The organism is Promicromonospora sp. MEB111, from assembly GCF_030209445.1.
Taxonomy (GTDB): Bacteria; Actinomycetota; Actinomycetes; order Actinomycetales; family Cellulomonadaceae; genus Promicromonospora.
Genome location: NZ_JARVSD010000013.1, coordinates 81,306 through 107,173, shown reverse-complemented (window position 1 = coordinate 107,173; position 25,868 = coordinate 81,306). Strand labels below are relative to the sequence as shown.

Below are 25,868 nucleotides of genomic sequence, written 5' to 3'. Positions count from 1 at the left end.
CGCGTTGAGGTGGACATGACGTACCTCGAGCTGTCCGACCTGGTGGTCGGGTACGGCGGCAACGCCGTCTGCGCGCCCGTGAGCCTCACGCTGGGGGCCGGCGACATCGTCGCCGTGATCGGCGCCAACGGCACCGGCAAGTCCACCCTGCTGCGCACCGTGCTCGGCCTGCAGGAGCCGCTGTCCGGGACGGTGGGCGCGTTCGGCCGGGCCGTGGACGAGCGGGAGCGGCGGTTCCGCGCCCGCGTCGCGGGCGTGCTGGACGACGACGCGTTCTTTCCCGGCGTGACCGTCCGCGAGCACCTCGTGCTCACCGCGCGCGGCCACGGCGTGCCGGACGCCGGCGCCGTCACCGACCGGGTGCTCGACCACGTGGGCATCACGGAGCGCGCGAGCGCCATGCCGCACACCCTCTCGTCGGGGCAGCGGCGCCGGTTCCTGCTGGCGAGCGCCCTGGTGCGACCGCGTGACCTGCTCGTGCTCGACGAGCCGGAGCAGCGCCTCGACACCGCGATGCGGGCCCGGCTGGGCGACACGCTGCGCGCCGAGGCGGAGGCCGGAACGGCGGTCCTGTTCGCGACGCACGACGACCGGCTCCTGGCCGCGACCGGCGCGAGCGCGGTGCTCCTGTCCGACGACGACGTCGTGCTGCTGGAGCCCGCCGAGGCGCCGGGCGTGCTGGCGGGCTTCCGGTGACGGGCGAGGCGCCCGACGCCGGCACCGCCGCCTCCTCCGGGACGGCCGCACGCTCCGGGACCGCCGCTCGTGCGGATGGGCTCCCGCGGCTCGCCGCGACCGACGACGAGAGCCTCACCGGCGCCGAGCTGCGCCGGCTGACCGCGCGCGTGCGGGCGCACAACCTCCCGGCCGAACCCGGCCGGGTGGCGCTGGACGTCGCCGAGGTGGCGATCTCGCTCGCCCTGGTCGTCCTGTACCTGTGGGGGTTCGGCGGCCCGGTGCGGGAGCTGCTCGGCTCCGACGCGACCGCGTTCGGACTCGGGCCCGGCCTGATCCAGGCCCTCGTGCTCGCGCTCGCGGCGGTGGCCGGGACGGCCGTGGCGCTGCGGCTCGGCCCCGGGGGCCTGCCCGCGGCCGGCGTGCGCTGGTGGGCGCCGACGCCCGCCGACCGGGCGGGGCTCACCTCACCCTCGGTGGTCCGCGCGCTGCTCGCCGGGGTCGGCGCGGGCCTCGTCGTGGGCGGCGCGCCCGCGGTGCTGGCCGGTGTCGGCCTCGCGGGGATCGGCCTGGACGCGGCGTTCGGCGCAGCCCTCGGGCTGCTCGTCGTCGCGGGTACCGGCGCGCTCCAGGTGAGCGGGGCGACGTCGGGCAGCCTGCCGGGACGGGTGCTCGACCTGCTGCTCGCCGCCGTACCGGTGGCCGGCCTCGGCCTCGCGCTCTGGGCGCCCGCATGGGGCGCCTGGACCGTGCCGTGGGGCGTGCCCGCGGCGCTGGCCGCCGCCGGCGTCGGCACCCTCGTGGTCTGGGTGCGCGGCCTGGACCGGCTCCGGGCCGGCGAGCTGCGCGCCCGCGCGTCGGCGGCGATGCAGGCCTCCGCCGCCCTCCTGTCGCTCGACGGCGGCGGCGTGAGCCGCGCCCTGGGCAGCGGGCCGACGGCGGCGCGCACCTTCGCCTGGCTGCCCGGCACCGCGCGCGGCCCGGCGGGCGCCCTGCTCGCGGCGGACGCCACGCTCCTGCTGCGCTCGCCGGCCGCCCTCGCCGCGCTGCTCGCGCTGGCATCCGCCGGTGCCGTGGCCGTGCAGGTACCCGCGCTCGCCGACGGGATCGGGCTCTGGGCCGTGCTGGCCGGCGTGGGGTACGCGGGGGCGCTCGCGGGCGCCGGCGGGCCGCGCGCGGCCGGGGAGAACCCGCGGCTGGACGCCCTGGTGCCGCTGGGCGCCCGGGCCACCCGCGCCGTCCGCACGGTGTGGCCGGTGCTCGCCGCGGCCGCCGTGCTCTTGCTCGTGGCCGTCGTGAGCGGGGGCGGGTCGTGGCTCGCGGTGGCCGCGCCCGCCGCCGTCGTCCTCGGGGCCGCCGCCGTCCGGGCGGCCTACCGCGGGCCGGTGCCCTGGGACGTGCCGATGATCGCCACCGCGGCGGGCGCACTCCCCACGGGGCTGGTGCTGCACCAGCTCAAGGGGCCGGACGTGGCGCTGCTGGGCACCCTCCCGCTCGCGCTGTCCGTCGTGACGGGCGTGACGCCGGCGCTCGTCGTCGCGCAGGTGGTGGCGGCCGCCGCGGCGGTCTGGCGCGCGGCGCGCTGACATCGCGCCGGCCGTTCGCCCAGGCCAGCGAGCATTCACGTGCCGGGGTGTACGTGGCTGTGACCCGCGTCACTCCGTCTCTGGTGGAAGGCCGTCACCCCCAGCAAGGAGAGACCCATGGTCCAGCCCACCCAGGCGCCGCCGCAGGGCGACCCGAACCACTCACCGCACGAGGCGGTCGACCTGGCGCAGACGCCGGCCGGCCGCACGGTCCGACGGATCGGCCACGGCGGCGTGTTCGTACCCGCCGACCCGGACGCTCCGGAGGACCCGCGAGACAGCACGGCCACCCTCATGCCGCGCACGGAGGCGGCAGTCCGTCGCGACCTGCGGGAGCACCGGTTCGACGCGACGACGTCGTTCGACTACCTGCTGCGCGACCTCGCCCGCGAGTTCCCGGACGCGCACCTGCCCGTGGGCGACCGCGTGGCCGGCACCCGGGACGCCCTCATGCGGCTCGGCGCCGGCATGATCGAGGCGCCGGCTCCGGCGCCGGCCCCGGCCCCGGGAGCGCCGCCGGCGCCGGCCGCGCCGCCGCGCGACTCCACGATCCCCAGCATCTACACGTACTGGGGCCAGTTCATCGACCACGACATCACGCTCAACACGAACGGTCCGGACGACGACAGCGGCCCGCGCGGCGACCAGGCGCTGGGTGACATCGTGAACGACCCCTTCCGCGTGTTCACGCCGGACGTGGTGCGCCGCAGCCTGCACAACGGGCGCGTCCCGCTGCTCGACCTGGACAGCCTGTACGGCTCGGGGCCGCGGTTCGCGGGCGAGAAGGACCGCGGCACCACGCGCAGCGAGGCGGCCTACGTACCGGACTCGGCCAAGCTGCGGCTCGGCCGGATCGGCACCGAGCCGTTCGGACCGTTCTCGCTCGTGGCCCCTGGCGACGACCCGCAGCGCGACCTGCCGCGGAGCACCGAGGCGGGCAGCGAGCGCATGCCGCTCATCCCGGACAGCCGGAACGACGAGAACCTGATCGTGGCGCAGTTCCACGTGGCCATGATCCGGTTCCACAACGCCGTCGTGGACTGGGTGGCAGAGCACGAGCCGTGGTCTGCCACGACCCAGCGCGAGCTGTTCGACCGGGCGCAACAGCTCGTCCGGTTCCACTACCAGTGGCTGGTGGTGAACGACTACCTGCGCACGCTGACCAAGCCCGGTGTGCTGGACTCGGTCCTGGCCACGGGGCCCACGCTGTTCCGTCCCGCGCGACGGGTGTCGATGCCGCTGGAGTTCGCGGTTGCGGCGTTCCGGTTCGGGCACTCGATGGTGCGCGGCGCCTACGACTTCAACGTCAACTTCACGGGGAACGGCCCGGGCGGGGTGGCCAGGCTGGACCAGCTGTTCCAGTTCACCGGCAACGGCGGGCTGTCGCCGAACCCTGCGAACCCGTCGCCGGTGCTGCCGTCGAACTGGCCCGTCGAGTGGCCCCGGCTGACCGACAAGGGTGACCCCCTGGCGTTCCGCATGGCCCGCAAGATCGACCCGTTCCTCGCGGACGGGCTGGGCCACCTGCTGAACGAGGGCAACACGGCCGCCGAGCCGATCAAGGCGCTCCTCAAGCAGCTCGCGCAGCGCAACCTGCTGCGTGGCTACATGCTGGCGATCCCGACGGGGGAGGCCGTGGCCAAGGAGCTGCGCGCCCGCCCGCTCACGCCCACGCAGCTGCGGCAGAACGCGTCACCCGAGGTGGTGGCGGCGCTCGACGCCCTGGACGGCACGCCGCTCTGGTACTACGTGCTCAAGGAGGCCGAGGTCCAGGGCAACGGCAACTTCCTGGGCGAGGTGGGCAGCCGGATCCTGGCGGAGACGTTCGTCTACCTGCTGCGGCTGGACGACGAGTCGTTCCTGCGGCGCCCCGGTCGCGACTGGACGCCGGCGTACGGGGTCCGGTTCGAGGACCGTCGTCTCATCACGACGATCTCGGACCTCCTGGCCTTTGCGGGGGTCTTCCCGATCGGGCAGGACGACGCGGGGCTCCCGCTCTTCCGCCGCAACGGCGACGGCTACGCGGGCCACGACGGCGCGTGAGCTCGTCCGTGTCAGACGTCCAGGTCACCCGGGTGACCTGGACGTCTGACACGTGGTGGAGGTCTCGGGGCCCGAGTCGGGCGGGGGCGCTCAGCACTGGTAATGTGGTACCGCCGTCAGAACGGCCGCGGATCCAGAGCGCCCCGGTGAATGAGTCCCGGAGCACCGCGCAACAACACCGAAGGAGAGCCATGCCGCTCGACACTGCCACCAAGCAGCAGATCATTTCCGAGTACGGAACCAAGCCGGGCGACTCGGGTTCGCCGGAGGTGCAGATCGCGCTCCTCACGCAGCGCATCAAGGACCTCACCGAGCACCTGAAGGAGCACAAGCACGACCACCACAGCCGTCGTGGTCTGCTGCTCCTCGTGGGTCAGCGCCGTCGTCTCCAGGGTTACCTCAAGGGGATCGACATCGAGCGCTACCGCGCCCTGGTCGACAAGCTCGGCCTGCGTCGCTGATCATGCTTCCCACCAGCCCGGCCCCCGTCGCGGGGGCCGGGCTGGTCTGGTGAGATGCTGTAGTACGACAACTCAACCGCGCCGCCCGTGACCTCGTCCGGTCCTCGGTAGTGGCTTCCCGAGTCTCTTCCGCTCTACGCGAGCGGCGGCTCGGTGGGCCTCGATCGATGACCGTCGGGCACGGGGGCGTTCCAAGAGAACACCGAGAGAAGGAGGGCACCCGTGGAGGGTCCCGAGATCCAGTTCGCCGAGGCCGTGATCGACAACGGTCGCTTCGGCACCCGCACCGTCCGGTTCGAGACCGGACGCCTCGCCAAGCAGGCCGCCGGCTCCGTCGCCGCGTACCTCGACGGCGAGACCATGCTGCTGTCGACCACCGCGGCCGGCAAGCACCCCAAGGACCAGTTCGACTTCTTCCCGCTGACGGTGGACGTCGAGGAGCGGATGTACGCCGCGGGCCGTATCCCCGGCTCGTTCTTCCGCCGCGAGGGCCGTCCCTCGACCGAGGCCATCCTGGCCTGCCGTCTGATCGACCGCCCGCTGCGCCCCCTGTTCGTCAAGGGCCTGCGCAACGAGGTCCAGGTGGTCATCACCGTCATGGCGATCCACCCGGACGACGCCTACGACACGCTGGCCATCAACGCCGCGTCGGCGTCGACCCAGATCTCCGGCCTGCCGTTCGACGGCCCGGTCGGCGCCGTCCGCATCGCGCTGATCGACGGCCAGTGGGTCGCGTTCCCCAAGTACTCCGACAAGGAGCGCGCGGTCTTCGACATGGTCGTGGCCGGTCGCGTCGTCGGTGACGACGTCGCGATCGCCATGATCGAGGCCGAGGCCACGGACGACGCGTGGACCCTCATCAAGAACGAGGGCGTCGCCGCGCCGACCGAGGAGGTCGTCGCCGAGGGCATCGAGGCGGCCAAGCCGTTCATCAAGGCCCTGTGCGACGCGCAGGCCGCGCTCGCCGGCCAGTCCGCCAAGGAGACGCAGGAGTTCCCGCTCTTCCCGGACTACCAGGCCGACGCGTACTCCGCCGTCGAGGCGGCTGTGGCCGCGCCGACGCGCGACGCGCTGACCATCGCCGACAAGCAGCAGCGTGAGAACACGCTCGACGGCATCAAGGCGACCGTCCACGAGCAGCTCGACGGCCAGTTCGAGGGCCGCGAGAAGGAGCTGTCGGCCGCGTTCCGCTCGCTCCAGAAGCAGCTCGTGCGCCAGCGCGTGCTGACCGACGGCGTGCGCATCGACGGCCGTGGCCTCGCGGACATCCGCACCCTCTCGGCCGAGGTCGAGGTGCTGCCCCGCGTGCACGGCTCCGCCATCTTCGAGCGCGGCGAGACCCAGATCCTGGGTGTCACCACGCTGAACATGCTCCGCATGGAGCAGCAGATCGACTCGCTCGGTCCGGAGACGCGCAAGCGCTACATGCACAACTACAACTTCCCGCCGTACTCGACCGGTGAGACGGGCCGCGTGGGCAGCCCGAAGCGCCGCGAGATCGGCCACGGCGCGCTCGCCGAGCGTGCCCTGGTGCCGGTCCTGCCGAGCCGCGAGGAGTTCCCCTACGCGATCCGCCAGGTGTCCGAGGCCCTCGGCTCGAACGGTTCGACCTCCATGGGCTCGGTGTGCGCGAGCACGCTGTCGCTGCTGAACGCCGGTGTGCCGCTGCGCGCCCCGGTCGCCGGCATCGCCATGGGCCTCGTGTCCGACACCGTGGACGGCGAGACCCGCTACGCCGCGATGACGGACATCCTGGGCGCCGAGGACGCGTTCGGCGACATGGACTTCAAGGTCGCCGGCACCAAGGAGTTCGTCACCGCCATCCAGCTCGACACCAAGCTCGACGGCATCCCGGCGTCGGTCCTCGCGGCCGCCCTGGGCCAGGCGCGCGACGCCCGCCTCACGATCCTGGAGGTCCTCGCCGAGGCGATCGACGTCCCGGACGAGATGTCCCCGAACGCCCCGCGCGTCATCACGGTGAAGGTCCCGACCGACAAGATCGGCGAGGTCATCGGGCCCAAGGGCAAGATGATCAACCAGATCCAGGAGGAGACGGGCGCGGACATCTCCATCGAGGACGACGGCACCGTGTACATCGGTGCCACCGACGGCCCCTCGGCCGAGGCCGCCCGCGCGGCGATCAACGCGATCGCCAACCCGCACGTCCCCGAGGTGGGCGAGCGGTTCGTCGGCACCGTCGTCAAGACGACGTCGTTCGGCGCCTTCATCTCGCTGTCCCCGGGCAAGGACGGTCTGCTGCACATCAGCCAGATCCGCAAGCTCGTGGGTGGCAAGCGCGTCGAGAACGTCGACGACGTGCTGTCCATCGGCCAGAAGGTCCAGGTCGAGATCGGCGAGATCGACCCGCGCGGCAAGCTCTCGCTGGTCGCCGTCACCGACGAGGAGGAGTCGGCCAAGGCCGACGCCGCCGAGCCGGCCGCCGAGGCTGCTGCACCCGCGGAAGCCTGACATGACGTGGCACCTGCCGCTCGTACCCACGGGCGAGCCCGGTGCCGAGCTGACCGCCGGGCAGGACGGCGCGACGATCCGTCGCTCCGTCCTGCCCGGCGGTGTCCGTGTGCTCACCGAGAACATGCCGGGCCAGCGCTCGGCCACGGTGGGCGCCTGGATCGGCGTCGGCTCGCGGGACGAGACCGACGGCCACTTCGGCTCGACGCACTTCCTGGAGCACCTGCTCTTCAAGGGCACGGCACGCCGGTCCGCGATGGACATCGCCGAGGCGTTCGACGCCGTCGGCGGTGAGGCCAACGCGGCCACCGGCAAGGAGCACACCTGCTACTACGCGCGGGTGCTGGACTCCGACCTGCCGATGGCGGTCGACGTCATCTCCGACATGGTCACCTCCGCGCGGCTGGACACCGACGAGCTCGAGACCGAGCGCGGCGTCATCCTCGAAGAGCTCGCGATGAACGACGACGACCCGACCGACGTCGTGCACGAGCAGTTCTCCGCCGTCGTCCTGGGCGACCACGCGCTGGGCCGCCCCATCGGCGGCACGCCGGAGACGATCAACGCCGTCCCGCGTGACGCCGTCTGGGACCACTACCGCTGGAACTACCGGCCGGAGACCCTGGTCGTCACGGCGGCGGGCGGCATCGACCACGACAAGCTCGTGCAGCAGGTGACCCAGGCCCTGGCCGACGGCGGCTGGGAGCTCGACGCCGCGACGCGGCCGCGCGACCGCCGCCCTTCCACGGAGGACCGGGCCGGTGTACCCGAGATGGGCGCCGAGCTGACCGTGAAGCGCGCCGTCGAGCAGGCAAACATCATCGTGGGCTCCACCGGCATCTCGGCCACGGACGACCGGCGGTTCGCGCTGTCCGTGCTGAACGCGGTGCTCGGCGGCGGCATGTCGTCGCGGCTGTTCCAGGAGATCCGCGAGAAGCGTGGCCTGGCGTACTCGACGTACTCGTTCGCCTCGGCGCACGGCGGCCTCGGCACGTTCGGCCTGTACGCGGGCTGCGCGTCCGCCAAGGCGGACCAGGTCACCGAGCTGCTGGTCGAGGAGCTCGAGAAGCTCGCGCACGACGGCATCACCGAGGCCGAGCTCAAGCGGTCCGTGGGGCAGCTCTCCGGCGGCACGGTGCTCGGCCTGGAGGACTCCGGGTCGCGGATGAGCCGCCTGGGCAAGGCCGAGCTCGTGTACGGCGACCTGCTGTCGCTGGCCGAGTCGCTCGAGCGCATCCAGGCGGTCACGGCCGCCGATGTGCAGGACCTGGCGCAGGACCTCGCGGCGCGGCCGCGCTCGGTGGTCCGCGTGGGCCCGTTCGACAACTGAACCGCACCGCTGAGTGCGGGATCTTCGCCCTTCTGGCACACGAAAAAGGGCGAAGATCCAGCACTCACCGAGGAACTAGGGTGTAGATCGTGAGTGACATCAAGGTGGCCGTGCTCGGGGCGACCGGGCGCATGGGCACGCAGGCCTGCGCCGCGGTCGAGGCTGCCGACGGGCTCCAGCTCGTCGCCCGGCTCGGGCGCGGCGACACCGTCTCCGCCGAGACCCTCGCCGGGGCCGACGTCGCGGTGGACTTCACCGTGCCGGCGGTCACCGAGGCCAACGTGCACGCGGTGCTCGACGCCGGCGCGCACGCCGTGGTCGGCACCACGGGATGGGACGACGCCGCCCGCGCGCGGGTCTCGGCGCACCTCGCGGAGCTGTCGCCCGGGGGCCGGGGCAGCACGAGCGCGCTCGGCGTGCTCATCGCCCCGAACTTCGGCCTCTCTGCGGTGCTGGCCATGACGTTCGCCGCGAAGGCGGCGCGCTACTTCGAGTCGGCCGAGGTCGTCGAGCTGCACCACCCGAACAAGGTGGACGCGCCGTCGGGCACCGCCCGGCACACCGCCGCCGCGATCGCCCGGGCGCGTGCCGAGGCCGGCCGCGGCCCGTCGCCGGACGCGACCGAGACGGGCTGGGAGGCCCGGGGCGCCGACATCGACGGGGTGCGCGTGCACGCCGTGCGGCTGCGCGGGCTCGTGGCGCACGAGGAGATCCTGTTCGGCAACGAGGGGGAGCAGCTCGTGATCCGGCAGGACTCGTTCGACCGGGCCTCGTTCATGCCGGGCGTGCTGCTCGCGATCCGTTCCGTGGTGTCCCGCCCCGGGCTGACCGTGGGCCTCGAGAACGTGCTGGACCTGTCGTGAGCGAGCCCGTGCCGGAGCGCTCGGGCGAGCCGACGCCGCCATCGTCGCAGCCGACGCCGCCGTCGTCGCAGCCGACGCCGTCGTCGCCGTCGCGCCGGAGGCTGCCCCGGGGACTGCCCGGGGCCATCGCCGTGACGGCGCTGCTCGCGCTGTACGTGTGGCAGATCGCGGGCCGCGGCGTCTCGATGATGCGCACGGGCGAGCCGGTCCTGATCGCCATCGGCCTGGGCGTACTGATCATCCCGCTGCTGGTCATCGGGCTGATCGCGCGCGAGTACTGGCTCGCGGCGACCGTCCAGCGCATGGCGGACACGCTGTTCGCCGAGGGCGACCTCCCCGTGGACGACCTCCCGCGCTCGCCCGGCGGGCGCATCGACCGGTCCGCGGCCGACGAGGCCTTCGGGCCGTACCGCGCGGCCGTCGAGGCGTCGCCCGAGAGCTGGCGCGCCTGGTACCACCTGGCCTTCGCCTACGACGCGTCGGGCGACCGCCGCCGCGCCCGTGAGGCGCTGCGGCGCGCGTCGCGCCTGTTCCGCACCGCCTGACGTCCGGCGTCAGGCGGCCTCGGACGCCGGTGCGGCCTCCACCCCCGGGTGCGTCGGCACCCAGCGCACCGCCACGAGCACGAGCCCGGCGACGAGCAGCACCGACGTGAGCATGAACGGGTAGGTGCGGTCGATCCCGGAGAGCCAGCCGGAGATCCAGCCGAACGGCGCCGCGGCGAGCATGATGCACGTGCGCTGGATCGCCATCACGCGTGACCGCTCGGCCTCGTCCACGTGCAGCGCCACGAGGGACTCCGAGAGCATGAACAGCATGCCCGCGCCGAAGCTGTCCAGCAGGAGGCACAGGCCGAGGAACGCGTACGTCGACGCCGTCGCCGCCCCACCGGACGCGGGGATCGCGACCAGCACGACCTGCCCGGCGAGGTGCACCCCGAACCCCAGCAGCGTGGCGCGCCGGAGGTCCACGGCGGTGGTCAGCAGCGGGATGAGCGTGAAGAAGAAGACCACCGACAGCACCGAGCGGACCATCGGGAAGAAGGGCAGCAGCGCGTCCGGCACGTTCAGGTGCTGGCTCGCCACCACCTGCCAGAACGTGCCGTTGACGAGCGTGACCGCCGCCGTCAGCGCGGCCACGGCCAGCGCCAGGAGCGACCCGCGCGAGCGCAGCAGCAGCCCGAGCACCCCGCGGTACCCGGCCAGGAGGCGCCACACGCTGTGCCCGCGGGTGGCGGCCCTGCGGACCTCGCCCTGCCGGGTCTCCTTCGACCACAGGTAGAGCCAGACGATCTTCACCGTCATCACGATCGCGGCGTTGATGTAGAGGATGCGGACGGCGGGCTCGAGCCCGAGCTGGGCGACCAGCAGGGCGGCCAGCGGCGCGAACAGCGCCGAGCAGTCGGCCGCGACCTTGACCAGCGAGTAGATCCGGGTGATCTGGCCCCGCTCGGCGTCCTCGACCATGAGGCAGTCCCACGAGTTCTGCGTCACCTGCAGGGCGCCGTTCACCAGCGACGCCGCGAGGAAGAACCAGAAGTTCTCGGCGAACGCCCACAGCAGGCACGGGATCACCCAGGCGATCACGTCGAACCACGCCGTCGTGGCTCGCCGCCCGAGCCGGTCGGTGATGATGCCGCCCGCCAGCCCGAAGCCGACCTGGGAGATCATGGCGATGGTCGCGAGCAGGCCGATCTGCTCGTCGTGCAGGCCCAGGGCCAGCATGAACACCGACGCGTAGGGCAGCACCAGGGCCATGGACAGCCCCCACAGCGGCTCGGTCCACACACAGGCGCGAGGGTTGCCACGGAGCTCGACGAAGGTCCGCCAGAGCGGGTTGCGGGTGCGGTTCACCGGGAAAGTGAAGCACCTCGGCGGCCCGGGTCGCGCCATGTTTCCACGCTGCGTTCCATGCAGACGAGATCCTCCCGCTCGTCCCACGGCTCGACGACGGCGAAGCCCAGCCTCTCGTACAGGCCGATGGCGCCGACCCGCCACCGCCAGACGGAGAGCGCGACCGTGCCGAGGCCGGCGTCGGCCGCGTGGTCCAGCGCCGCGCCGACGAGCCGCGAGGCCACACCGCGGCCCCGCAGCCCGGGGTCGGTCCAGAGCCGCTTCAGCTCGGCGCGCCCGTCGGAGGACGTGGTGACCACGAGACAGCCGACGGCGGCGTCGCCGTTGTGCGCCAGCAGCACGACGTCGTCGGCGAAAGCGGTGCGGGGGTCGTCGATCTCCGCCCGGTAGCGGGCGGGCAGGGCTGCCTTGTCCGTGACGGGCACGCCCTTCTCCTCCTCCGTGCGCAGGTGGTAGGCGGTCAGCAGGGCGACCAGTCCGGCGGTGGGGGAGTCCGGCCCGAGCCGCCGGACGACGACGGGGCGGGTGTCGAGGGAGTCGGTCACGGTGCGACGGTACCCGGCGCGGCGGTGCTCCTTCGGTCAGTCGGTCAGTCGGTGAGGCTCGTCCAGCAGTACATCCCGAGCCGCTCGTCGGCCGCGCGGGCGGCGAGCGCCCCGAGGGAGAGCAGCGCCGTGACGAGGGCCTGCGGGGACACTGCGTGTGTCGTCGTGCCGGACCACTCACGGGCGGCCTCGGCGAGCCGGGTCGGGCCGGCGGAGGCGAGGTCGTCCACGAGGGTCTGGGCGACCGTCACGATCCACGGCCCCTCCTCGCCGCCGCTGCCGACGAGCGCACCGTGGCGCGGGTGCGCCGTGACCTCCGCGTACGGGCGGCCGGACAGTACACCGGCCAGCCCGCCGAGCATCACGAACGGGTCCACGGCCGGCACCGCGACGGAGTCGAACCGCGGCTGGTCGGTGCGCAGGTCGGGCTCGGACGGCCCGCCGGGCGCGTGGAGCGCCGTCGCCGCCACCTCGTCGGTGGGAGCTGCGAAGTACTCCGTGCGAATCCCCATGCCGCCGATGGTCGCAAGGCCGTGTCACGGGACTGTCACGCGGGCGTGAAACCTGGAGTTCGCCTGCCGAACACGGCGGGACGGGCCGCGTGCCGGGACGACGTCAGATCTGGGCGGACCAGCGGTGCTCGACGACCTCGCGCACGCCCGTCGCGAGCGTACGGCTGCGGCCGTCCTCGCCGAGGCCGCTGGCCTTCAGGAAGGCGGCGCGAGCCGTGTCGTCGACCAGTGCCCACGTGGTGACGGTGTCGGAACCGTCCGCGCGGAGCCGGTCGACGGCGGCGGCCAGCAGTCGCGAGCCGTGCCCGCCGCGCTGCGCCTCGGGCAGCACCTCGAGCGAGAGCACCTGGCCGGGGGAGACGGCGGCGAACCCGACCACCTTGGGCCCGGCGAGCGCCACGAGGACGGCGAACCCCGGCCCGGGCGGCGCGGTGATCGCCGAGGCCCAGCGCTCGCGCATGGCGGGCACGTCGAGCGCCTCGAGCACCCCCTCGCCCAGCACGCCGGTTGCACGCCAGGACGCGACCTGCACGTCGGTCACCGCCGACTCGTCACCGGCGACGGCGGGGCGGACGGACACGTCTGCGGTCTCGCGGAACAGGGCCATCACAGAACCCTAGCGCCCGCCGTGGGGGCGGCGTCGACCACAGCAGCTGTTGCCGGAGCCGGCCTGCCCGTGGCAGGAACCACTGTGGTCAACACCGGTGGGCCGGGCCGTGGCCCGGGGCGGTCAGCCCCAGCCGAGGGCGCGGAGGCCCGCGGCCGTGGCCGCCGCCAGGACCACCACCAGGATGAACGGGGCGCGCAGGGCGAGGGCCAGGGCTGCGACCGCGAGCGCGGGCACCCGGGCGTCGACGACGAGCGTGCGGCCGTCGGCGAAGCCCTGGACCACGACGAGCGAGACCAGCAGCGCCACCGTGACGAGCGTGGTGACGCGGGAGACGCGTTCCGAGGCGAGCCAGGAGCGCGGCACGAGGTGCCCGCCGAGCTTGAGCGCGAAGCAGGCCAGCGAGGCCACGAGCACGGTGGTCCAGAGGGCGGCGGTGGTCATCGGGCGGGCTCCCGGTCGGTCTCGTTCTCGGGGCTGTCGGTCGACGCCTCGTCGGCGGGCACGTCGTCGGCGAACGCGTCGCCGGGCACGGCGGACGGCGCACCGTCGGCCTGCGGCGCCACCGACGTCGGCGCCGCCGGTGCGACCAGCCCCACGACGATCGCGACGGCGGCCGCCGCCAGCACGGGGATGCCCGGCGGCACGAACGGGATGAGCGCCGTGGTGGCGACGACGGCGAGCCCGGCCACGAGCTGTGCGCGGCGCGGCGCCAGCCGGGGCCAGACCAGGGCGAGGAACGCGGCGGCAGCCGCGGCGTCCAGCCCCCAGGCCCGCGGGTCGCCCAGGGCGTCGCCGGCCAGCGCACCGAGCAGCACGAACGCGTTCCAGAGCACGTAGACGCCGATGCCCGTGACCCAGAAACCGATCCGGGACGTGGCGTGGTCCGGCTGGGCCACGGCGACCGCCGTCGACTCGTCGATGGTGACCTGCGCGGCCGCGAGCCGGCGCCAGCCGCGCACCTGGAGCAGCGGCGAGACCACCGCGCCGTACAGGGTGTTGCGCAGGCCGAGGAGCGTGGCGGTGGCGATCGCGGCCACGGGCGTGCCCGCCGCGCCGATCACGCCGACGAGGGCGAACTGCGAGCCGCCGGAGAACATGAGCAGGCTCAGGGCCATGGTCGGGCCGAGGCCGACGCCTGCCGCGACGGACAGGGCGCCGAACGAGATGCCGTACAGGCCGGTCGCCACGGAGACGCTCACGCCCTGGCGGACGGCGGCCCGGGCCGCCGGGTCGGTGGGAAGGACCTTCACGTGGTGAGGCTACGTGGTCACCGGACCGGCCCGGCACGGCGCCCGCGGGCCGGACGCCACCGCCCCCGGGCCGCGACGCCGGCCGCGCGGGGTCGTGCGCTGCCCGCACAGGGCGGTGCGCCGCCCGCTACAGCGCCACGTACACCGTCTCCTGGTACTCCTCCATACCCGCCTCGGCGCCCTCGCGGCCCAGGCCGGAGGCCTTGACGCCGCCGAACGGGGCGCTCGCGTCGGACACCAGGCCGCGGTTGATACCGATCATCCCGGCCTCGATCTCGTCCATGGCGCGCTGGGCCCGCGCGAGCGACGTCGTGTACGCGTAGGCGGCCAGGCCGAACGGGGTGCCGTTGGCCAGCTCGTACGCCTCGTCGTCGGACCCGAAGGCCACGATCGGGGCCACCGGGCCGAAGATCTCCTCGGTGACGACCCGCGCGTCGCCGCTGACGCCGGTGAGCACCGTCGGCTCGAAGAAGTGGCCGGGGCGTTCCAGGCGGGAGCCGCCGGTGAGCACCTGGGCGCCGTGCGCGGCGGCGTCGTCCACGAGGCCCGAGACCTTCTCGACGGCGGCCTCGTTGATGAGCGGGCCCACCTGCGCGCCGGGCTGCGTGCCTGGGGCGGTCACGAGCTCGCCCACCGCGGTGGCGAGCTTGTCCGCGAAGGTGCGCGCGACGGCGTCGTGCACCAGGAACCGGTTGGCCGCGACGCAGGACTGGCCCGCGTTGCGCAGCTTGGCGATCAGCGCGCCCTGCACGGCGGCGTCGAGGTCGGCGTCCTCGAACACGACGAAGGGTGCGTTGCCGCCCAGCTCCATGGAGCTGCGCAGCACGTTCTTCGAGGCCTGGGCCAGCAGCACCTGCCCCACGCGGGTGGAGCCGGTGAACGAGACCTTGCGCAGGCGGGGGTCGTCGAACAGGGGCTCGGTGACCGCGCCGGCCTGCGTGGTCGGCACCACGTTGACGATGCCCGTCGGCAGCCCGCGCCGCTCGGCCTCGGAGCGGATGATCTCCGCCACCAGCAGGGTCGTCATCGGGGTGAGCTCGGACGGCTTGACCACCACGGTGCAGCCCGCCGCGAGCGCGGGCGCGATCTTGCGGGTCGCCATGGCGATGGGGAAGTTCCAGGGCGTGATGAGCAGCGACGGCCCCACGGGCCGGCGGCTCACGTACTGCTTGTTCCCGCCCGACGGCGCCGTGCGCACCAGGCCGTCGGCGCGCACCGCCTGCTCGGCGAACCAGCGCAGGAACTCGGCGCCGTAGACCACCTCGGCGCGCGCCTCGGCCAGCGGCTTGCCCGCCTCGGCGGTGATGAGCGCGGCGATGTCGTCGGCGCGGGCCACCAGGCGCTCGAAGACGGCGCGCAGCAGCTCGGAGCGTTCGCGCGGGGCCACGGCGCGCCAGGCGGGGGCCGCGGCGTGGGCGGCGTCGAGGGCGCGCACGGCGTCCTCGGGGGTGGCGTCGGAGACGTCGAAGATGGGCTGGGCCGTCGCCGGGTCGGTGACCTCGAACGTGGCGCGGCCGGACGCGGGGCCCCAGTGCCCGTCGATGAGCAGTCCGGTGGGCAGGTGCGCCACGAGGGCGGGGGAGAGCGTCGTCGCCGTCATATTCCGAGTATCCATGTCGGCGCAAGCGCGTCGGGACCCCGCGTGGAACGGCCCGGCGGGTCGGCGGCCACAAGCCCGGTGACGGGGCGGAGAACGGTACGGTAGGGCCATGGTTCTTCCCACTGATCCCGCGCGCCCGTTCGGCGCGGTCCTGACTGCCATGGTCACCCCGATGACGCCCGAGGGCGCCGTGGACCTGAAGGCAGCGGTCAAGCTGGCGAAGAAGCTCGTGGACGACGGCAACGACGGCATCGTCCTGTCCGGCACCACCGGCGAGTCGCCCGTGACGCACACCCCCGAGAAGGAGGAGCTCGTCGCCGCCGTCGTGGAGGCCGTGGGCGACCGTGCCGCGGTCGTGGCGGGCGCCGGCTCGAACGACACCGTGCACGCGATCCGCATGGCCGAGCAGGCCGCGGAGTCGGGTGCGGACGGCCTGCTCGTCGTCTCGCCGTACTACTCGCGGCCCAGCCAGGAGGGGCTCTACCAGCACTTCGTGGCCGTCGCCGACGCGACCGACCTGCCCGTGATGCTGTACGACGTGCCCGGCCGCACCGTGGTGCGCATCGCGCCCGAGACCTACCGGCGCCTGGCCCGGCACCCCCGGATCGTCGCGAACAAGGACGCCACCGGCGACGTCTACGCGGCGAGCAAGCTCATCGGTGAGACCGGCCTGGCGTGGTACTCCGGCGACGACGGCCTGCTGCTGCCGTTCCTGAGTGTCGGCGGTGCGGGTATCGTGTCCGTGTCGGCCCACGTGGTCGGCGCTCACTTCGCGGAGACGGTCCGCCGGTTCGACGCCGGCGACATCGCCGGGGCGATCGAGGTCTTCCGCACCACGACCGGTGTGATCGACGCGCTGAACGGCACGGGCGCCCAGGCCGTGATGGCCAAGGCGGCGGTCGAGATCCTCGGCGTCACGGACAACCGCTTCCTGCGTCTGCCGAACGTCGCCGCGACGGACGACGAGGTCGCCGCACTGCGCGCGGTGCTGGCCGAGGCCGGCCTGCTGCGCGCCGGCGACACCGCACACCAGCCCGAGGTGAACGAGCTCGCTCAGGCGAGCTCCGCCGGGCACTGAAACTTTCTGTTGGAACGAGGCCTTGGAGGCCACGTGAGTCATCCTCACCCCGAACTGTCCCTGCCCCCAGCACTGCCCGAAGGCGGTCTGCGTGTGGTCGCCCTCGGCGGCCTGGGCGAGGTGGGACGCAACATGGCGGTCCTGGAGCATGCCGGACGGCTGCTGATCATCGACTGCGGAGTGTTGTTCCCCGAGGACAACCAGCCCGGCGTGGACCTGATCCTGCCGGACTTCGACTACATCAAGGACCGTCTCGACGACATCGAGGCGATCGTGCTGACGCACGGCCACGAGGACCACATCGGTGCCGTGCCGTACCTGCTGCGCCTGCGCAAGGACATCCCGCTGGTGGGGTCGCGCCTGACGCTCGCGTTCATCGAGGCGAAGCTCAAGGAGCACCGCATCAAGCCCTACACCCTCGAGGTGAAGGAAGGGCAGCGCGAGAAGCTCGGCGTCTTCGACTGCGAGTTCGTCGCGGTCAACCACTCCATCCCGGACGCGCTCGCCGTGGCGGTCACCACCGCCGCCGGCACCGTGCTGCACACCGGTGACTTCAAGATGGACCAGCTGCCGCTCGACGGTCGCATCACGGACCTGCGCGCCTTCGCCCGCCTCGGCGAGAAGGGCGTGGACCTCTTCATGGTGGACTCCACCAACGCCGAGGTGCCGGGCTTCGTGACGCCCGAGGCCGAGATCGGCCCCGTGCTCGACAACGTGTTCGCGCACGCCGACAAGCGCATCATCGTCGCGTCGTTCTCCTCCCACGTGCACCGCGTGCAGCAGGTGCTGCGCGCCGCGCACGCCCACGGCCGCCGCGTCGCCCTCGTGGGGCGCTCCATGGTGCGCAACATGGGCATCGCCGCCGACCTGGGCTACCTCGACGTGCCGCCGGGCGTGCTGATCGACCTGAAGAAGGCCGACTCGGTGCCCGACGACCAGATCGTCTACATGTCCACCGGTTCGCAGGGCGAGCCGATGGCGGCGCTCTCGCGCATGGCCAACGGCGACCACAAGGTGCAGGTCGAGTACGGCGACACCGTGATCCTGGCCTCGTCGCTGATCCCGGGCAACGAGAACGCCGTGTTCCGCATCATCAACGGGCTGACCCGCCTCGGCGCGCGTGTCGTGCACGGCGGCAACGCCAAGGTGCACGTCTCCGGGCACGCCTCGGCCGGCGAGCTCATGTACTGCTACAACATCCTCAAGCCCAAGAACGTCATGCCGGTGCACGGCGAGGTGCGCCACCTCGTGGCCAACGGGGCGCTCGCGGTCCGGACCGGCGTGCCGGCCGACCGTGTGGTGCTCGCCGAGGACGGCGTGGTCGTGGACCTCGTGGACGGCAAGGCCTCCGTGGTCGGCGCCGTGCCCTGCGGGTACGTGTACGTCGACGGCTCCTCGGTCGGCGAGATCACCGACGCCGAGCTCAAGGACCGCGTGATCCTGGGCGAGGAGGGTTTCGTCTCAGTCTTCGCCGTGATCGACACGGCGACGGGTAAGGTGCTGGCACCGCCGCAGGTGCTGGCGCGAGGTATGGCCGAGGATGCCTCGGTGTTCGACAAGGTGATGCCGGAGGTCACCGCGGCGCTGGAGAACGCGATCGCGGGCGGGGCCACGGACACGCACCAGCTGCAGCAGATCATGCGCCGCACCATCGGGCGCTATGTGGCGACGCGGCTGCGCCGCAAGCCGATGATCGTCCCGGTGGTCGTCGAAGCGTGATCGGGACCCGGTCGGCCCTCGGGCCGGCTGGGTAGGCAGCACTCCTCGGGCGGGGTAACGCTGAGCTAGCTATGCGAGCTCAGCGTTACCCCGCCCGTTCTCTTGTCCGCGGGCCAGGGCGAGATGCCCGAAGATCACCCGCTTTTTCGCTCAGCGCCTTGGTGGTACGCAGCTAGCGTTCGGGTGTTTCGTGACGCATCCGAGAGGCACCACCCATGACGCAGTCCTTCGACCCGTACGCCCCACCTCCCGAGGACGCCACGCCGCACGGCGCGGTGATGCCGAGTGCCACACCGTTGTACGACGCCTACCAGAGCCTGAACCAGGCGCGGAGGCTGCGGGTTCCCGAGGGCCTCGCCACCGCGGTGGTCGTGCTCTCGTCGGTCTTCCTGGCCGGCCAGCTCCTCGCGACCGTGCTTTCGTTCGACGCAGCGGAGGCATACACGGGCGCCGCCGACCCGATGGACGTCTACACGGCGTACGACGCCGTATCGGGACTGCTCGCGGCGGTGATGCTCGCGGCCTTCATCGTCTCCTGCCTGTGGCTCAACGAGAGCCGCAAGTTCGCGGTCGTCGTGAAGCCCTATTACCACCACCAGCGCGGCCCCGTGTGGGTGTGGCTCGGCTGGGTGGTCCCGATCGTGTCTTTGTGGTTCCCCTACCAGGTGGTCCGAGATATCCGACGGAGCACCATTCGCGAGTCGTCCGGCCTCGCTGGTTGGTGGTCGACCTGGCTGATCGCGAACTTCTTCAGCTACCAGAGCACGCAAGTGACGCTCCGTGGTGATGACGGCGCGCTGCTGCCCGGATTCGAGGTGATCACGGCGGTCACGCTGCTGATCGCCTTCGTCTGCTGGCTCCGGATCGTCCGGGAGCTCACCGTGGCTCAGCGGGCGCACGTCGCGGCGGCGCAGGGACACGTATAGCGCTTCGGGTTCGGGCGGGGCGCTCAGTCTTGGCGCGCCGGCCGTCTACCTGGGAAGGACGTCGGCATCGGGCCGGCGCGGTGATCCTGCGAGGACGAGATGGCACAGGAGACGGAGTTCGACACGGCGGCCGCGGTGACGCGGTCGATGCTCGGCTGGGGCGTGGTGGCGGGGCCGTTCTACCTGGTGGTCGGGCTGACCCTGGCGCTGACCCGGGACGGCTTCGACTTCACACGGCACCCGCTCAGCGCGCTCATGCTGGGCGAGCTCGGCTGGATGCAGGTCACCAACCTGGCGCTGAGCGGCCTCATGGTGCTGGTCGCGGGCGTGGGCATGGTGCGGGCGCACGCCCGTGGCACGGGGATCGCCGTGGGGATCTACGGCGCCGCGATGATCGCGAGCGCGGTCTTCCCGCCGGATCCGATGCCCGGGTTCCCGCCCGGCCAGGACGGCGCCACGACGCCGGGCACCTCCGGCATCCTGCACCTCGCGTTCGGCGGCGTCGGGTTCGTCTCGCTCGGGGTGGCGGCGCTGCTGCTCGGCGGGTGGTTCGCCCGGCGGGGCGAGGGACGTGCCGCGGTCTGGTCCCGGGTGGCGGGCGTCGTGGTCCTCGTGGGCTTCGCGGGCGGCGTCGCGCTGGGTACCGCGGGCATGGGCGGGCTGTGGCTGGCCGTGGTGGCCGGGTTCGCCTGGCTCCTGCTGGCCTCCGTGCAGCTGTACCGGACGGTGCCCCACCCGGACGTGGCGCGTCGCTGACCGGCAGCTGGGTCCACCGGCAGTGCCGACCGTCGTGACCGGCCGACCCGGTGGGCCTGGCCGGTCACGACATGAGCGGGTCAGCTGGTGACCTGGTCGCGGATCCAGCTCGCGTGGCCGCCGAACCCGCGCAGCTCCTCGTCGCCCTCGATCCTCGCCTCCACGGCCGCGACCAGCTCTAAGCCGCTCGCGGTGCTGCCGGACTCGACCGCGAGCTCCGCGGCCAGGAGGGCGCCGCGGCACCAGCGGGCGACGTCGTCGGACTCCCGCAGGAGGGACTCGGCGCGGCTGGCCAGCGCGTACGCCTCCGCCAGGGCGCCGTCGTAGAGCCCGCCGAAGCGGCCGGTCTCCACGTCCTCGTCGGCGATGACCCGGGCGTGCTGCTCGAGCGTCTCGGGCAGCTGAAGCCGCAGCTCGGCGAGCTCGTCGGGGTCGGTCGAGTCGGCGAGCGCGGCCTCGCACACCCGGGTCGCGCCGGTCATGATCCGGCCCGCCTCGGCGACGTCGCGGCCGCGGACGGCCCACGCCCACGCGCGGGTGGTGCGCACCTGGCGCAGCGCGTCGCCGGTCTCGGCCCACAGGTCCGCCGCCCGCTCGTACGCCAGCTCCGCCGACAGGTTCTCCCCGGCCCGTTCCAGGGCCTCGGCGGCGAGGGTGGCGAGCATCGCGTGGTCGTCCTGCTCCGGCCAGTGCTGCGCCACCTGCGCGGCGGCGAGCCAGTGCTTGGCGGCCTCCGCGGGTTCGTGGCGGGCGGCAGCGCAGTCGCCGAGCCACCAGCGGACCTGCACGAGGGTGCCCTCGCCGTGCACCTCGGGGGAGGGGTCCAGGTCGGTCAGGGCCTGCTCCAGCACCGGTGCCGCCTCGTCGAGCCGGTGCCCGGCCATCAGGTGGGCGCCGAGCCGGGTCCTGGCCACGACCGCGACGTCCCGGTCGGCGAGGTCGGCCCAGGCCACGGCCTCGTACGCGTGGTGCACGGCGCCGGGCAGGTCCTCCTCGGCGGCCAGCACCTCCGAGAGCTGCAGGTGCGCGCCCGCGCGCCACCCCGGCGCCGCGGCGTCGCCGGCCTGGTCGATCGCCTCCGACATGCCCGCTCGCATGCCGGCCAGGTCCTCGTTCTCCCGGGCCTTGTCGTACCGGTCGAGCGCCGCGCGGACGGCGGCGGGCATCTCGCCGGCACCACCGTCACCCTCGGTCTCCGCCACGTCGTCGGCATCCGCCGACGCGGCGCCGGTCGGGCCTTCCGGCGTGCCGACGCTGCCCTGCGCCACGCCGGGCTCCGGCACCACGCCGGCCAGGGACGCGCCTGCCCCGGCCGCCGGGAGCACCGCGCGCAGGCCCAGCGGCAGCCGGTCCAGCAGCGGCTGCGCGTCCAGGCCGGCCCGCACGCGCCCGCTCACCGCCGTCGTGCCGTTGCGGGCGTCGAACTGGCCGGCCAGCGTCAGCGCCTCCGTCCGGGCGTGCCCGGCCAGCTCGGCGGCGGTCCACGCGCGTCCGGCGGGACCGGTGACCCGCAGGTCGCCGCGGCCGAGGGCGACCAGACGGTCCATGAGCAGCGCGGTCACGGCGTAGAAGCCCATGCGGGGCTCGGGCTCGCCGTCGGCCTGGAAGTAGCCGGGCGTGTCGGCGAGGAGCTCGAGCGCGCGCGCCTCGTTGCCGGTCAGCGCGCAGAACTCGATGTGCTTGGCCACCGAGTGCATCAGGCTCTCCGAGCCCTTGACCATGGGGTAGCCGCGCATGTGGTTGGCCCGGGCCTCGTCGAGGCGGCCCAGCCGGACCAGGGGCAGCAGCGAGCGTGCCAGCGCACGGTGCGGCTCCTCGGCGCAGGTCAGACGGCCGTCGAGCACGGGCTGCCAGTGCTGGACCGCCTTGGCGTCGTCACCCTCGTCGCAGTAGAACTCGCCCTGCCGTGCGGTCTCGCAGGCGTGGCAGTCGGCCATCTCGCCGCGCTCGGCGGCGAGCCAGCCGTCGAACGCCCGCCGCGCCCGCTCGGTGTCGCCCACGTGGTCGGCGATGTAGAACTCGGACATCCGCACGGCCCGGTCGGTGTGCCCGGCCAGCCGATAGCGGCGGTCCATCTCCGTGAGCCAGTTCTCGATGGCGGCGAGCGGCACCCGGGGCAGGTCGAGCATGCCCGTCGTCACCCACTTGAAGTCCCAGAACAGCGCGTGGGTGCCGGCGTGGTCGAACACGCTCGGGTCCTGGTCCCACAGCCGCAGGGCGCGGGCGAACGGGACCAGCACCTTGTGCCGGTCCGCGCTGAACTCGTAGGCGCTGATCAGGTGGAAGACCGCCTTGATCTCGGCCTCGGGCCCGAGGAGCTCGGCCTGGGCGAGGATGTTCTCCGCCGCCGCGGCCTGCGACGTGCCGTGGGGGCGCTGGTTGTTCTCCCAGATCGCCTCCTGGAGCGTCGCGAGGTCGGTGATCTCGGTCATCGGTCGGTCTCCTGGGTGTCGGGCCGGCCCTCCGGCCGGTCGTCGCGGGCTGGTGGCACGGCGGGCGCGGCCCACTCCAGCAGCTCCCCGAACGCGCGGTTGACGAGCGCCTGGTCCACCGGGCGCAGGGGGCGGCGGGCCTGGAGCAGCGACTGCCCGTAGAGGGCCTCGACGGCCACGCCGGCCAGGTCGGGGTCGGGCAGCGCCGCGATGCGGCGCACCAGCGGGTTGAGGTGGTTCAGCACGAGCCGGGCGCGGGGCGCCTCGTCCCGCAGGGAGCCGAGGATGCCGGCCCACAGGTCGTCGGCCTGGCTCTCGGCCTCGGCGCGGGCGCGCTCGTGCCGGGCGGACCGGTCGTCCAGGTGGATCGCGGCCAGGGACGCCGGGTGGAACGCCCGCACGGCGACGTCGCAGTCCAGCGGGTCCAGGCGCACCCGGGCGGTGGCGAGGAACGGGGCCAGCGCGAGCTCGGCGGCCGGGTCCACATGGTCGAGGTGCGCCGTCACGACCGACGCGTCCAGCTCCTCGACGGTGACGTCGGGCCGGGCCAGCGGGAGCGCCTCGACCAGCGCGGCGTCGTAGGTGTACCCGCCGTTGACCACGGCCATGCCCTGCGCCGCGGCGATGGCCGAGACCTGCCGGAACTCGTCGACCGTGCGCGTGAAGTGCACGGTCCGGTGCCGGCGGGCGAGGTCGTCGAGCGTCAGCTCGCCCTCCGACGTCTCGAAGGGTAGCCAGGGGAGCATGGTGCGCAGCACGTCGTCGTCGTGCAGGGCGAGCGCCTTGACCCCCAGGTGGTGCACCGACAGGAAGCGCCGCAGGCGCTCCGGCGAGGTGGTCGCGAGCTGCGCGAGCCAGCCACGGACCCGGTCGCCCAGCGCGTCGCGGACGGCGGCCAGCGTCTCGTCCTCGTAGAGCTGCTCGCGGCTGGCCGTGGGGCGCAGCGTGTCGGTGTCCAGCACGCACCGCACGAAGAACGCCCAGTCGGGCAGCAGGGTCTCGGCGCGGTCGGTGAGCAGCATGCCCTTGAGGTGCACGCGGTGCCCGCCGCGCTGCGCGGGGCTGACGACGCCGGGCAGCACGTAGGCGACCCCGCGGATGCCGACCAGCGGCAGGTCGAGCTCGACCGAGTCGAGGGGCGCGAAGCCGAACGTGTCCTGGCAGTAGGCGGACAGCGCGGCGGCCCGTGCCGTCGGGCTGGGGTGCTCGGACTCCCACGGCGGCCGCTGCCCGGTGATCGGCTCGTCGCCCACGCGGACGTCGTACGGCAGGAGCGCGCCGAAGTCGGCGGCGAGGTCGGCCACGGTGTCGGCCTCGAACCACTGCTCGCTGCCGTGCCGGGTCACGAGGTGGACCGTCGTGCCGGGCTCCGGGTGCTCGGCGACGTCGAGGGTGCGCACCGTGTACGAGCCGTCGCCGCGCGCCACCCACTCGACCGGCAGGGCGTCGGGCGTCCGGGCCGAGCGGCTGACCACCCGGATGGTCTCCGCCACCACGAAGCAGGCCAGCAGGCCGATGCCGAACTGGCCGAGGAACTCCTTGCGGGCCTCCTGGAGGCCGTCGCGCTTGGAGCTGCGCCCGATCGTGGCCAGGAGCTGGTGCACCTCCGGCTCGGTCAGGCCGATCCCGGAGTCGGTGACCCGCAGGTCGGTGCCGGTCGCCCGGATGCGCACCGTGCCGGGGGCGGCGGGGTCGAGGGCGCGCCGCGCGGTGATCGCGTCGACGCCGTTCTGGAGCAGCTCGCGCACGTAGACGCGGGGGCTGGCGTACAGGTGCTGGGACAACAGGTCCACCAACCCACGAAGGTCGACCTGGAACGTGTGCGGTGAATCCGTCGGGGTCTCTTGCGTCGTCATGGTGGGCGCGATGCTAGTGGCGCACTCTGACACTCCCCACGAAAGTCCGGCACGTAGTCCGCCGTCAGCCCCGCAGCAGTGCTGACCCGACCGTCCCCGCAGCGCGGTCGAACGCGGCCTCCCGTGCCGCCTCGTCGCCCGGCAGCAGCCCGGCGAGCTCGAGCGACACCAGCCCGTGCACCAGACCCCACAGCCCCACGGCGGCACTCAGCACGTGCTCGGGCGGCGCCCCGCGCAGGACCCGGGCGACGGCGTCGTGCAGCACGCGGAACGTCGGGCTGTCGACGGCGGCCTCCGGTTCACTGTCGGCCGGCGTCACCCCGCGGTAGAACATGACACGGTAGAAGTGCGGGTCCGCCAGGGCGAACCGCCGGTAGGTGCGGCCGAGGTCGCGCAGGTCCGCCGCCGGGTCGTCGCCCTGCCCGACGGCGGCCAGGCGCTCGGCGAACCGCCGGAACCCCTCCTCGGAGACCGCCCCGACCAGCGCCTCACGCGAGCCGAGCAGGGCGTAGACCGCCGACGCGCTGGTCCCGGCCTCGGCGGCGACCTTGCGCACGGTGACCGCGTCCTCGCCGTCGGACGAGACCACCCGGGAGGTGACCTCAAGGAGCCGGGTGCGCAGGGCGTCGTCGTGCAGTCGGGGTCGGGCCATGTCGCGAGTCTAGAAGCCTTGACGCCAGTTTGCGAACGATGTTTGATAACACTGTTACAAAACATTCGCACCCCAGGAGGACGTCGTGCTCGAGCTCTCGGACCCGGCCCGCATCACCGCGGGCATCGTGCTGCTGACCGTCGTCGGGATCGAGTCCGGCGGCTTCTTCCTGCTCAAGGTCTTCGGCGGCCGGCTCCCCACCACCGACCTGCAGAAGAGCTTCTTCCGGGCCGGCCACGCGCACGCGGGTGTGCTGGTGATCCTCGGTCTGCTCTGCCTGCTGCTCACGGAGGCGACGGACCTGACCGGGTTCGCTCGCTGGCTCGCCGCCACCGGGGTGCTGTGCGCCGCGATCCTCCTGCCCGCGGGGTTCTTCCTCTCCGCGATCGGGCAGGGGCGCACCTCGCCCAACCGCGCCGTCGTGCTCCTGCCTGTCGGCGCGGTGGCCCTGGGCGCGGGCGTGGTGATGCTCGCGATCGGCCTGCTCCTGGCCTGAGCGGGGTCCAGGACACACCGCGAGGGTTCCCGGGCCGGGCCGCCGCCGCCGGTTACGGTGACGACATCATGGCGACCCGCACGTCGGCCCGGCGAGGTTCCGGGAAGAGCTCCGGGCAGGGCGCGAAGAGCGCCAAGCCCCGGGCCGCAGCGTCGA

General features: G+C 73.5%; 23 protein-coding genes. 13 read left to right on the top strand and 10 right to left on the bottom strand.

The genetic code is table 11. The features are described 5' to 3' along the window. The first annotated feature begins 15 nt into the window (after positions 1–15). The 8 genes from QRN56_RS16500 (at position 16) to QRN56_RS16465 (ending at position 9,972) form a co-directional block, all read left to right on the top strand. Positions 16–696 carry an ABC transporter ATP-binding protein gene (locus QRN56_RS16500; protein ID WP_285105022.1) on the top strand — a complete coding sequence of 227 codons (681 nt, stop codon included), beginning with the start codon at positions 16–18 and terminating at the stop codon, positions 694–696. Next, positions 693–2,261 carry a DUF6297 family protein gene (locus tag QRN56_RS16495; RefSeq protein WP_285105020.1) on the top strand — a complete coding sequence of 523 codons (1,569 nt, stop codon included), beginning with the start codon at positions 693–695 and terminating at the stop codon, positions 2,259–2,261. The genes QRN56_RS16500 and QRN56_RS16495 overlap by 4 nt, the downstream gene beginning before the upstream one ends. 117 nt (positions 2,262–2,378) lie before the next feature. Beyond that, positions 2,379–4,304, top strand: coding sequence for a peroxidase family protein (locus QRN56_RS16490; RefSeq protein WP_285105018.1), 1,926 nt, complete (start codon positions 2,379–2,381; stop codon positions 4,302–4,304). A 191-nt stretch (positions 4,305–4,495) separates the two neighbouring features. Next, the gene (gene rpsO, locus QRN56_RS16485) at positions 4,496–4,765 is read left to right on the top strand and encodes a 30S ribosomal protein S15 (protein ID WP_020016810.1); all 270 of its coding nucleotides are present in this window, start codon (positions 4,496–4,498) and stop codon (positions 4,763–4,765) included. 222 nt (positions 4,766–4,987) lie between these two features. Further along, on the top strand, positions 4,988–7,234 hold the full coding sequence (locus QRN56_RS16480) for a polyribonucleotide nucleotidyltransferase (RefSeq protein ID WP_285105015.1): 2,247 nt from the start codon (positions 4,988–4,990) through the stop codon (positions 7,232–7,234). A gap of 1 nt (position 7,235) precedes the next feature. After that, positions 7,236–8,564 carry a M16 family metallopeptidase gene (locus QRN56_RS16475; protein ID WP_285105013.1) on the top strand — a complete coding sequence of 443 codons (1,329 nt, stop codon included), beginning with the start codon at positions 7,236–7,238 and terminating at the stop codon, positions 8,562–8,564. Between the two features lie 89 nt (positions 8,565–8,653). Next, the gene (gene dapB / locus QRN56_RS16470; RefSeq protein WP_285105011.1) at positions 8,654–9,427 is read left to right on the top strand and encodes a 4-hydroxy-tetrahydrodipicolinate reductase; all 774 of its coding nucleotides are present in this window, start codon (positions 8,654–8,656) and stop codon (positions 9,425–9,427) included. 101 nt (positions 9,428–9,528) lie between these two features. Continuing rightward, positions 9,529–9,972: a tetratricopeptide repeat protein gene (locus QRN56_RS16465; protein ID WP_285105305.1), complete on the top strand. Its 444-nt coding sequence runs from the start codon at positions 9,529–9,531 to the stop codon at positions 9,970–9,972. Between the two features lie 9 nt (positions 9,973–9,981). Here QRN56_RS16465 and QRN56_RS16460 read toward each other — a convergent pair whose 3' ends face one another. The 7 genes from QRN56_RS16460 to QRN56_RS16430 all read right to left on the bottom strand — a co-directional run bounded on the left by QRN56_RS16460 (position 9,982) and on the right by QRN56_RS16430 (position 15,797). Next, on the bottom strand, positions 9,982–11,280 hold the full coding sequence (locus QRN56_RS16460) for an MFS transporter (protein WP_285105010.1): 1,299 nt from the start codon (positions 11,278–11,280) through the stop codon (positions 9,982–9,984). Beyond that, entirely contained in the window at positions 11,277–11,825 is a 549-nt protein-coding gene (locus QRN56_RS16455) for a GNAT family N-acetyltransferase (protein ID WP_285105008.1), read from the bottom strand. The genes QRN56_RS16460 and QRN56_RS16455 overlap by 4 nt, the downstream gene beginning before the upstream one ends. A gap of 44 nt (positions 11,826–11,869) precedes the next feature. Further along, positions 11,870–12,337 (bottom strand): hypothetical protein, encoded by a 468-nt coding sequence (locus QRN56_RS16450; RefSeq protein WP_285105006.1) that lies wholly within the window; start codon positions 12,335–12,337, stop codon positions 11,870–11,872. A gap of 103 nt (positions 12,338–12,440) precedes the next feature. After that, positions 12,441–12,944, bottom strand: a complete 504-nt coding sequence (locus QRN56_RS16445) for a GNAT family N-acetyltransferase (protein ID WP_285105005.1) — start codon at positions 12,942–12,944, stop codon at positions 12,441–12,443. 123 nt (positions 12,945–13,067) lie between these two features. Further along, positions 13,068–13,388 carry an AzlD domain-containing protein gene (locus QRN56_RS16440; protein ID WP_020016801.1) on the bottom strand — a complete coding sequence of 107 codons (321 nt, stop codon included), beginning with the start codon at positions 13,386–13,388 and terminating at the stop codon, positions 13,068–13,070. Further along, positions 13,385–14,197: an AzlC family ABC transporter permease gene (locus tag QRN56_RS16435; RefSeq protein WP_285105003.1), complete on the bottom strand. Its 813-nt coding sequence runs from the start codon at positions 14,195–14,197 to the stop codon at positions 13,385–13,387. Before QRN56_RS16435 ends, QRN56_RS16440 begins: the two co-directional genes overlap by 4 nt. Before the next feature lie 127 nt (positions 14,198–14,324). Next, entirely contained in the window at positions 14,325–15,797 is a 1,473-nt protein-coding gene (locus QRN56_RS16430; protein ID WP_285105000.1) for an NAD-dependent succinate-semialdehyde dehydrogenase, read from the bottom strand. Positions 15,798–15,906: 109 nt separating this feature from the next. Between QRN56_RS16430 and dapA the strand changes: the two genes are divergently transcribed. The 4 genes from dapA to QRN56_RS16410 all read left to right on the top strand — a co-directional run bounded on the left by dapA (position 15,907) and on the right by QRN56_RS16410 (position 20,276). Further along, complete coding sequence (dapA, locus tag QRN56_RS16425) at positions 15,907–16,875, top strand: 4-hydroxy-tetrahydrodipicolinate synthase (RefSeq protein ID WP_285104999.1); 969 nt, start codon at positions 15,907–15,909, stop codon at positions 16,873–16,875. Positions 16,876–16,908: 33 nt separating this feature from the next. Continuing rightward, positions 16,909–18,594 carry a ribonuclease J gene (locus tag QRN56_RS16420; RefSeq protein ID WP_285104997.1) on the top strand — a complete coding sequence of 562 codons (1,686 nt, stop codon included), beginning with the start codon at positions 16,909–16,911 and terminating at the stop codon, positions 18,592–18,594. A gap of 215 nt (positions 18,595–18,809) precedes the next feature. Further along, positions 18,810–19,520, top strand: a complete 711-nt coding sequence (locus tag QRN56_RS16415) for a DUF4328 domain-containing protein (protein WP_285104995.1) — start codon at positions 18,810–18,812, stop codon at positions 19,518–19,520. Positions 19,521–19,619: 99 nt separating this feature from the next. Then, positions 19,620–20,276 (top strand): DUF998 domain-containing protein, encoded by a 657-nt coding sequence (locus QRN56_RS16410; RefSeq protein WP_285104993.1) that lies wholly within the window; start codon positions 19,620–19,622, stop codon positions 20,274–20,276. Positions 20,277–20,356: 80 nt separating this feature from the next. Here the strand turns inward: QRN56_RS16410 and QRN56_RS16405 are convergent, their stop codons facing one another. The 3 genes from QRN56_RS16405 to QRN56_RS16395 form a co-directional block, all read right to left on the bottom strand. Then, positions 20,357–22,708: a hypothetical protein gene (locus QRN56_RS16405; RefSeq protein ID WP_285104991.1), complete on the bottom strand. Its 2,352-nt coding sequence runs from the start codon at positions 22,706–22,708 to the stop codon at positions 20,357–20,359. Next, positions 22,705–24,564 (bottom strand): HSP90 family protein, encoded by a 1,860-nt coding sequence (locus QRN56_RS16400; RefSeq protein WP_285104989.1) that lies wholly within the window; start codon positions 24,562–24,564, stop codon positions 22,705–22,707. Before QRN56_RS16400 ends, QRN56_RS16405 begins: the two co-directional genes overlap by 4 nt. A gap of 64 nt (positions 24,565–24,628) precedes the next feature. Continuing rightward, on the bottom strand, positions 24,629–25,216 hold the full coding sequence (locus QRN56_RS16395) for a TetR/AcrR family transcriptional regulator (RefSeq protein WP_285104987.1): 588 nt from the start codon (positions 25,214–25,216) through the stop codon (positions 24,629–24,631). Positions 25,217–25,301: 85 nt separating this feature from the next. Between QRN56_RS16395 and QRN56_RS16390 the strand changes: the two genes are divergently transcribed. After that, on the top strand, positions 25,302–25,712 hold the full coding sequence (locus QRN56_RS16390) for a hypothetical protein (RefSeq protein ID WP_285104985.1): 411 nt from the start codon (positions 25,302–25,304) through the stop codon (positions 25,710–25,712). Positions 25,713–25,868: the final 156 nt, after the last annotated feature.

Excerpts from the sequence above, each read along its gene's own strand:
- QRN56_RS16410 (WP_285104993.1), top strand. The coding sequence starts at position 19,620 with ATGGCACAGGAGACGGAGTTCGACACGGCGGCCGCGGTGACGCGGTCG.
- rpsO (WP_020016810.1), top strand. The coding sequence starts at position 4,496 with ATGCCGCTCGACACTGCCACCAAGCAGCAGATCATTTCCGAGTACGGA.
- QRN56_RS16475 (WP_285105013.1), top strand. The coding sequence starts at position 7,236 with ATGACGTGGCACCTGCCGCTCGTACCCACGGGCGAGCCCGGTGCCGAG.
- QRN56_RS16440 (WP_020016801.1), bottom strand. The coding sequence starts at position 13,388 with ATGACCACCGCCGCCCTCTGGACCACCGTGCTCGTGGCCTCGCTGGCC.
- QRN56_RS16450 (WP_285105006.1), bottom strand. The coding sequence starts at position 12,337 with ATGGGGATTCGCACGGAGTACTTCGCAGCTCCCACCGACGAGGTGGCG.
- dapA (WP_285104999.1), top strand. The coding sequence starts at position 15,907 with ATGGTTCTTCCCACTGATCCCGCGCGCCCGTTCGGCGCGGTCCTGACT.
- QRN56_RS16400 (WP_285104989.1), bottom strand. The coding sequence starts at position 24,564 with ATGACGACGCAAGAGACCCCGACGGATTCACCGCACACGTTCCAGGTC.
- QRN56_RS16430 (WP_285105000.1), bottom strand. The coding sequence starts at position 15,797 with ATGACGGCGACGACGCTCTCCCCCGCCCTCGTGGCGCACCTGCCCACC.
- QRN56_RS16445 (WP_285105005.1), bottom strand. The coding sequence starts at position 12,944 with ATGGCCCTGTTCCGCGAGACCGCAGACGTGTCCGTCCGCCCCGCCGTC.
- QRN56_RS16490 (WP_285105018.1), top strand. The coding sequence starts at position 2,379 with ATGGTCCAGCCCACCCAGGCGCCGCCGCAGGGCGACCCGAACCACTCA.
- QRN56_RS16405 (WP_285104991.1), bottom strand. The coding sequence starts at position 22,708 with ATGACCGAGATCACCGACCTCGCGACGCTCCAGGAGGCGATCTGGGAG.
- QRN56_RS16500 (WP_285105022.1), top strand. The coding sequence starts at position 16 with ATGACGTACCTCGAGCTGTCCGACCTGGTGGTCGGGTACGGCGGCAAC.
- QRN56_RS16395 (WP_285104987.1), bottom strand. The coding sequence starts at position 25,216 with ATGGCCCGACCCCGACTGCACGACGACGCCCTGCGCACCCGGCTCCTT.
- QRN56_RS16415 (WP_285104995.1), top strand. The coding sequence starts at position 18,810 with ATGACGCAGTCCTTCGACCCGTACGCCCCACCTCCCGAGGACGCCACG.